Consider the following 6,930-nt stretch of genomic DNA (forward strand, 5'->3'; position numbering starts at 1 on the left):
CACCATCAGGAACCCATTGTGACGCGCGGAGTGGCCTGGACTGTCTGGCCTACGCGTTCGACCAACAACGCCATCTCGTAGCCGACCTGTCCGATATCGCAGGACGTATTGGTCAGGACCGCGAGATAGGAGCCGTCACCCACCGCCATCAGCAGCAGGTAGCCGTGCTCCATTTCCACGACGGACTGCAGTACCGTGCCGCCTTCGAACAGATTGGACACACCCACCGAGAGACTGGCCAGGCCGGCCGTGACAGCGGAGAGCTGTTCGGCCCGGTCGACCGGTAGCTGGGCACTCGCCGCCATCAGCAGGCCGTCGGCCGAAACCAGAACGGCATGGGCTACGCCAGGAACCTCGCCTGCGAAGTTCGAAACCAGCCAATCCAACTGACGGTTCGTACCACCTAGTTCGGGGTTCATCGGTCTCCTTTGTCTCCGGTTAGGTTCATTGCTCTCATTGCACGGCCATCCCGAACACCTTGCTGGTGCCGACTCAAACTAGACCGGATCGTGTCGGGATTGCGACTCGGCGTACGCTCCTGAGCCCCGTTGATGGCGCCGGGTACCAACCGGCCGCCCGGGTTACGCTGCGGCAAACCGGCCGCGGTACGGGTCTCGGGTTCGGCCTCGCTGGCCCGACGGGCCGCTGTCCAGCCCTCGTCACCGGGGGAATCGAAGGATGCGACGGCCTGGGAGCGATCGGTATCCGAATCCGACAGCCATGCCGACATCATCTCCGCGAAGATGGGCGTCCCGCCCATGATGCTGTCGGGTTCCTCGGCCGGCTGCAGCCGCGTCTGGAAGAACGACGCCGCTTTCGCCGGATTCGATTTGTAGCTGTGCCGCCCGGGCTCCCGCGAGGACGCGGCGTCCGGCCCGGGTTCGGGTTCCCGGGGCAGGGCCACCCCGGGCGGGTTGTCGAACCGTTCGGCCGTGTATCCGCCCGGTTCACGCTGCGGCAGACCACCGGGTTCGGCGGAACGCCGGCGCGGGGCCGCGTCACGCTGGGGCAGACCACCGGTGGATTCCCGTGTGGGCAGACCGTTCTCGGCCGGGGCGCCGCGCTGCGGTAGCCCACCGCCGGGCGCGGGACGCCGGGGCAGGCCGGTGCCGGGCGTATCGCGGCGGGAGGGCAGGCCCGCGGAGGGATCACGCTGGACGGGCAATTCGCCGGAGGATTCGCGGGAGGGCAGACCGTTCGACGCGGGTTCCCGCCGGGTCGGCAGACCACCGGAGGCGGTATCGGCCGCGGGCCGCGGGGGCCGGTCACGTCGTGGCGGCTCGTTCGAAGCCGAACCACGTTGCGGCAGACCGGAACCACCCGCATCCCGAGTCGGTGCGCCGTTGGCACCGGCATCACGCTGCGGCAGACCACTCGAATCACGCTGCGGCAGACCACTCGAATCACGCTGCGGCAGACCACTCGAATCACGCTGCGGCAGACCGCCGGAACCGCGCTGCGGCAAACCGCTCGGACCCGTCTGGCCCGGTTGACGCGACGGCAGCGGCCCGGCGGGGCGCGGCGGCGCGGCGGCGGTATCGGACGGAGACTCGGCGGGACGCTCGGCCTCCGGGCGGGCCGGGGGTGCCTGCCGGTTGGCCGGAGCGCCGTTCACGCCCGGCTGACGCTGCGGTAGTCCACCCGAGCCCGGCTGCGCGGGGCCCCCGGCACTCGTCTGGCGCTGCGGTAGTCCGCCGGGGCCGGGCGAGGTCTCGCGGGGCGGAGGTCCGCCGGCCGAGGAGTCACCCGGGGTACGCGGCGGCAGAGTCGGGGTGGCACCGCCGCCCGGACCCACATTGCGTTTCGGCAAGTTGGCGGCGGCCAGTTTGCCGCGCTGCGGAGCGCTGCCCGCGCTCGCCTGACGAAGGCTGGTGATCCCTTCGCCCTCGCGCGTTCCGGCGGGCATCGCGGTGCCGGGCTGGCGCTGCGGCAGTCCACCCGGACCCGTCGGCGCGGGGCCGGCCGGGCGCTCCGGCGGCTTCGGACGCTCGACCGCGGGCAGCGGGCCGCTCATCCCGGGGTCGACGGTGACCATCATGTTGCCGGCCGCGGTGCGGCTGATCCCACGGGTCTGCATCGACGAACCACCGGCGTTGCGCAGCGCGGCGGCCGCGGCCTCGTCCGGCGACTCTTCCTTCGCCTTCTTACCGGTGTCGGCGGGCACCAGCGGCTGCGGTCCCGAACCGGTCGCCAGCGGCAGGATCTGGGTTTCGCCGGCCACGATCAGGCTCATCGGCACATGCACGGTGACGGTGACACCGGGATCGCGCGCGGTATCGAAGGTCGGCCGCAGCCGCACATTCAGGCCGTGCCGTTCGGCGAGGCGGCCCACCACGAACAGACCCATATGACGTGCGGTGTCGGGGCCGGGCTCGGCGGTGCTCTCCAGGCGGCGGTTGATCTCGGCCATCTCGCTGGGCGGCATACCGATACCGCGGTCGGCGACCTCGATCAGCAGACCCTGATCGTGTGCCTGCGCGAAGGTGAACTTCACATCCGTTTCCGGCGGCGAGGCACGCAGCGCGTTGTCCAGCAGCTCGGCGAACAGATGCGCCATATCCGAGGCGGCCGGTTCGATCAGCGCACCGCGGGGCGTGGCGCCCAGTTTGACGCGTTCGTAGTCCTCGACCTCGGAGATCGCGGCGCGCAGGACGTCGGCGATCTCGACCGGGGCGGATTTGGCGCGACGCTGTTTGGTACCGGCCAGAATCAGCAGGTTGTCGCCGTTCCGGCGCATACGCGCGGCGAGATGGTCCAGCCGGAAGAGGTTCTCCAGCAGGCGCGGATCCTTCTCGTCGTATTCCATCGCCTCGATGAGGCTGAGCTGATGGTCGACGAGCGATTTACTGCGCCGGGCCAGAGTCTCGAACATATCGTTGACCTGGGAACGCATCTGCGCCTGATCACTGGCCAGACGCAGTGCCTGGCCGTGGATATCGTCGATGGCGCGAGCCAGCTGGCCGATCTCCTCCTCGGAGCGGATCGGCATCGGCTCCAGCGGCACCTCTTCCGGCGAGGCGCCGGTACGCAGTTGCGCTACCTCGTCGGGCAGATCGCTCTCGGCCACGCGCAGCGCCGCCAGGCGCAGCCGGTGCAGCGGCACGATCATCGACCGCGCCACGAACACCGCCAGCAGCAGCGCCGCGAGAATCGTCAGCAGCACGACGATCGAATAGACGACCGCGTCGGACAGGGCCTTATCGGCCAGGCCGCGCACCCCGTCGTCGATCGCCCCGGTGGCCTCGCTGATCAGTTTGTCGGTGGTGGCCGTGCTGTCCAGCAGCGATTGCCGGGCCTCGCCCAGCGGCAGGCGGCCCGCCTGCGCCTCCGGGGTCTGCAGCAGACCCGCGCGGTAGTCGATGCCCTGGCGCAGCACCGTGATATCCGGGTCCTCGCCGTTGTAGCGCTGGCTCAGGATGTTCAGCTGCTGGCGCTCGGTGTTGGTCGCGGTCAGGTAGGCCTGCTCACCGGACTCCTGGTTACGCAGCAGTTCGGCCGCCGCGGTGATCTCACCGACCATGGTGGCCCGCAGGTTCAGCGCGTCCGCCAGACGCAGTTTGTCCGCGTCGATGGACGAGTCGCTGACCTCGCTCAGAATGGATTCGACCGCACGGACACCGGAGTTACGCGCGGACTCGAGAACGGCCACCGCGTCGTCCGGCGGCAGATTCGACGGCGCCGTGCCTCCGGCACGTACACCCTTTGCCTGATCGATCATCTCCGACAACGCCTGGTGGGCGGCGGGTACGTCGTCGAGATCGCCGAGCGCGGACTCGGCCGCCGCGATCGTGCCGTCCAGAGCGGTCAGGTTGTCCTCGGTGACCAGCGACCGGCCCGGGGCGATGGAAATGGCCTGCGAGCCGGCGACCGTCGACGTGGCGGAACTCAAATCGATGACGGCGGGTACGAGGCTGACGTTCTCGGAAGCCGAGCCCAGCCGGTTCGCCTCACCCCACTCCGCCGATATCCTGGACACGCCGAGTCCGACCGCGACCGCCAACGGCACGGCCAGCACGGCCGTAACCTTCCAGCGAAGGTCCCAGTTACTCAGCGCCCAGCGCTTCGTGCCGGACCTAGCGGCGTCACGCATTCCCACTCACTTTCCAACCTGGCCCCAGCCATGCACCATCAGCGAAACTCCACACTCGCATAGTGGCTCGACGGGTGGAGCTGCCCGTGGGTCGCGGCTGGCCGAGAAATTGCGTCTACGACGGACCGAATTTGTGTCATCAGATTCTAACGGATCAATAACTTCTTGGTGTACTCAGCCCGGGTTCGCGCACATTGACCAGCCGGTTACAGGCATAAGCCATGGTCGCGACACCCGACTGGGGGTCGCGTGAAGTCTGCCACAATCGTGCTGATCTATCGAGGCGGGGATTGCGGCGAGCTAGGGAGCACGGGTGAACGCGAGGAACGAGTATCGACCGGTCTATCAGACCAGCCTGGTCGATCCGGCCGAGTTCTGGTCCCGCGCGGCATCCGCGATCGACTGGGATATACCCCCCGAGAAGGCGATCGACACCGACCGCAAGACATCGCGCTGGTTTCCCGATGCTCGACTCAATACCTGCTACAACGCGCTGGACCGCCATGTGGCGGCCGGACTGGCCGAGCAACCGGCGCTGATCTACGAATCCGCGATGACCGCCGGCAGCCGGACCTACAGCTACGCGGAACTGCTCGAAGAGGTCGCCCGCTGCGCCGGGGCGATGCGAGATCTCGGCGTAACCGTCGGTGACCGGGTGGTGATCTACCTGCCGATGATTCCCGAGGCGGTGGTCGCGATGCTGGCCTGCGCCCGGATCGGGGCGGTGCACTCGGTGGTGTTCGGCGGTTTCGCCGCACCCGAACTGGCAGCCCGCATCGACGACGCCGAACCGGTGCTGATCGTCACCGCCTCGGGCGGACTGGAACCCGGTCGCACGATCGAATACCCGCCGATCGTGCGGCGCGCGCTCGAACTGACCGAAAGCCGGGCGCCCCGCGCCGTCCTGGTGAAACGCCGCGCCGAATTCGCCCCCGGCGAACCGGAATCCGGCACCGGCGACGCCGTGCGCTGGACGGACTGGGACCAGGCCGTATCCGGTGCCGACCACGCCGCACCCGTCTCCGTGGCGGCCACCGACCCGCTGTACGTGCTCTACACCTCGGGTACCACCGGTAAACCGAAAGGCGTGGTCCGCGACAACGGCGGGCACGCGGTCGCACTCACCTGGTCCATGCGCAACATCTACGACGTCGGACCGGGCCGGGTGATCTGGGCGGCCTCCGATGTGGGCTGGGTGGTCGGCCACTCCTACATCGTCTACGCGCCATTGCTGGCGGGCGCCACCACACTGCTCTACGAAGGCAAACCGGTCGGCACCCCCGACGCCGGCGCCTTCTGGCGGGTGGTCGCGAAACATCAGGTGAACGCGCTGTTCACCGCCCCCACGGCACTCCGGGCCATCCGCCGCGCCGACCCCTCGGCGACCATGGCCCGCGAACACGATCTCACCTCACTGCAGGCGCTGTTCTGCGCCGGTGAACGGCTCGATCCGGCCACCTACCACTGGGCGGCGGAAACCCTGCTGGACGGCCGCGACGACTGCCCGGTGGTCGACCACTGGTGGCAGACCGAGACCGGCTGGCCGATCTGCGCCAACCCGCTCGGACTGCAGCGGCTGCCGATCAAACCCGGGTCGGCGTCGGTGCCGGTTCCGGGCTATCGGCTACGTGTACTGGATTCCTCCGGCAACCCGGTCGCGGCCGGTACCGAGGGCACCATCGTCATCGGCCTCCCGCTACCGCCCGGTGCGCTCACCGGACTATGGCACGACGAAGAACGGTACAAACGTTCATATCTTTCGGCCTATCCCGGCCATTTCCTCACCGGCGACTCCGGCTATTTCGATGAGGACGGATACCTTTTCGTCCTCGGACGCAGTGACGACGTGATCAATATGGCCGGACACCGCCTTTCCGCCGGCAGTATCGAAGCCGCCGTCGCCGGGCACGAAGCCGTCGCCGAATGCGCGGTGATCGGACTTCCCGATGAGCTCAAAGGACAACGGCCCATCGCTTACGTCGTACTCAAATCCGATGCCGTGATCGATATCGAAACTCTGCGTGAAGAATTGAGTGCACGAGTCCGCACCCAGATCGGCCCGATCGCCGGACTCCACGACGCCGTGGTGGTCCCGGCGCTGCCCAAGACCCGCTCCGGCAAAATCCTGAGAAAGACCCTCCGGCAGATGACGGCGGGCGAAAACTACGAAACTCCCTCCACCATCGAAGATCCCACTGTCCTCGAACAACTCGCCAGGATCGTCCGGCACCCGCAAGACACAAACTCCTCTTAAGAAAATCTCAGAGATCGGCCAACACCGGCCAATACGGTCTGAGGAGTCCGCGAGCCGAACACGGCTCGACACGACACCGTAGGAGGCAGTAATCCCCATGGCACTCTCCACGACCCGCAAGCGCGGCACCTTCGGCCTCACCGCCCTCACCCTCGGCGCGGCGGCCGCGGCATTCCTCAGCCCCGCCGTCGCCTCGGCGGGCCCACTGGAAATGGCCGAACCACTGCTGACCAGCGAATGCTCCTTCGCCCAGGTCGACGCCGCCCTCCACGACCAGGCCCCCGAACTGGCGACGATGCTGGACAACAACCCCGACCTCAAGTCCCAGCTGCAAACGAAGTTCGACCAGCCCGTCGAACAACGCCGCGCCGAACTACAGCAGTACATCGAACAGAACCCGCAAGCCGCCCAGCAGGCCCAGAACGACCCCCGCTCCCAGCAGCTCCAGGCCACCCTCCAGCGCGTAGCAGATACCTGCCAGAGCTACTGAATTATTGGCGCGCTGGCGCGCGCGGGGTTCGGCCCCCTGAGCGTCTGCTGTCAGCGCTCGAGACTCGTGGCTTCGCCACATGCGCTTCGAGCACTG

Annotated in this window: 4 protein-coding genes; 2 read left to right on the forward strand and 2 right to left on the reverse strand. The window is 68.1% G+C overall.

The features are described 5' to 3' along the window. Nucleotides 1-5 precede the first annotated feature (5 nt). Together AB0F41_RS11890 and AB0F41_RS11895 are read right to left on the reverse strand one after the other, a co-directional pair. Nucleotides 6-419, reverse strand: a complete 414-nt coding sequence (locus AB0F41_RS11890) for a roadblock/LC7 domain-containing protein (protein WP_030522784.1) — start codon at nt 417-419, stop codon at nt 6-8. Next, nucleotides 416-4,090 carry an ATP-binding protein gene (locus AB0F41_RS11895; RefSeq protein WP_357422784.1) on the reverse strand — a complete coding sequence of 1,225 codons (3,675 nt, stop codon included), beginning with the start codon at nt 4,088-4,090 and terminating at the stop codon, nt 416-418. The genes AB0F41_RS11890 and AB0F41_RS11895 overlap by 4 nt, the downstream gene beginning before the upstream one ends. Before the next feature lie 313 nt (nt 4,091-4,403). On the opposite strand from AB0F41_RS11895, the gene AB0F41_RS11900 reads away from it, so the two are divergent. Both AB0F41_RS11900 and AB0F41_RS11905 read left to right on the forward strand, forming a co-directional pair. Continuing rightward, nucleotides 4,404-6,344: an AMP-binding protein gene (locus AB0F41_RS11900; RefSeq protein WP_357422785.1), complete on the forward strand. Its 1,941-nt coding sequence runs from the start codon at nt 4,404-4,406 to the stop codon at nt 6,342-6,344. A gap of 97 nt (nt 6,345-6,441) precedes the next feature. Then, nucleotides 6,442-6,834 (forward strand): hemophore-related protein, encoded by a 393-nt coding sequence (locus AB0F41_RS11905; protein ID WP_357422786.1) that lies wholly within the window; start codon nt 6,442-6,444, stop codon nt 6,832-6,834. Nucleotides 6,835-6,930: the final 96 nt, after the last annotated feature.

It is taken from the genome of Nocardia sp. NPDC024068, assembly GCF_040638875.1.
Classification (GTDB): Bacteria; Actinomycetota; Actinomycetes; order Mycobacteriales; family Mycobacteriaceae; genus Nocardia.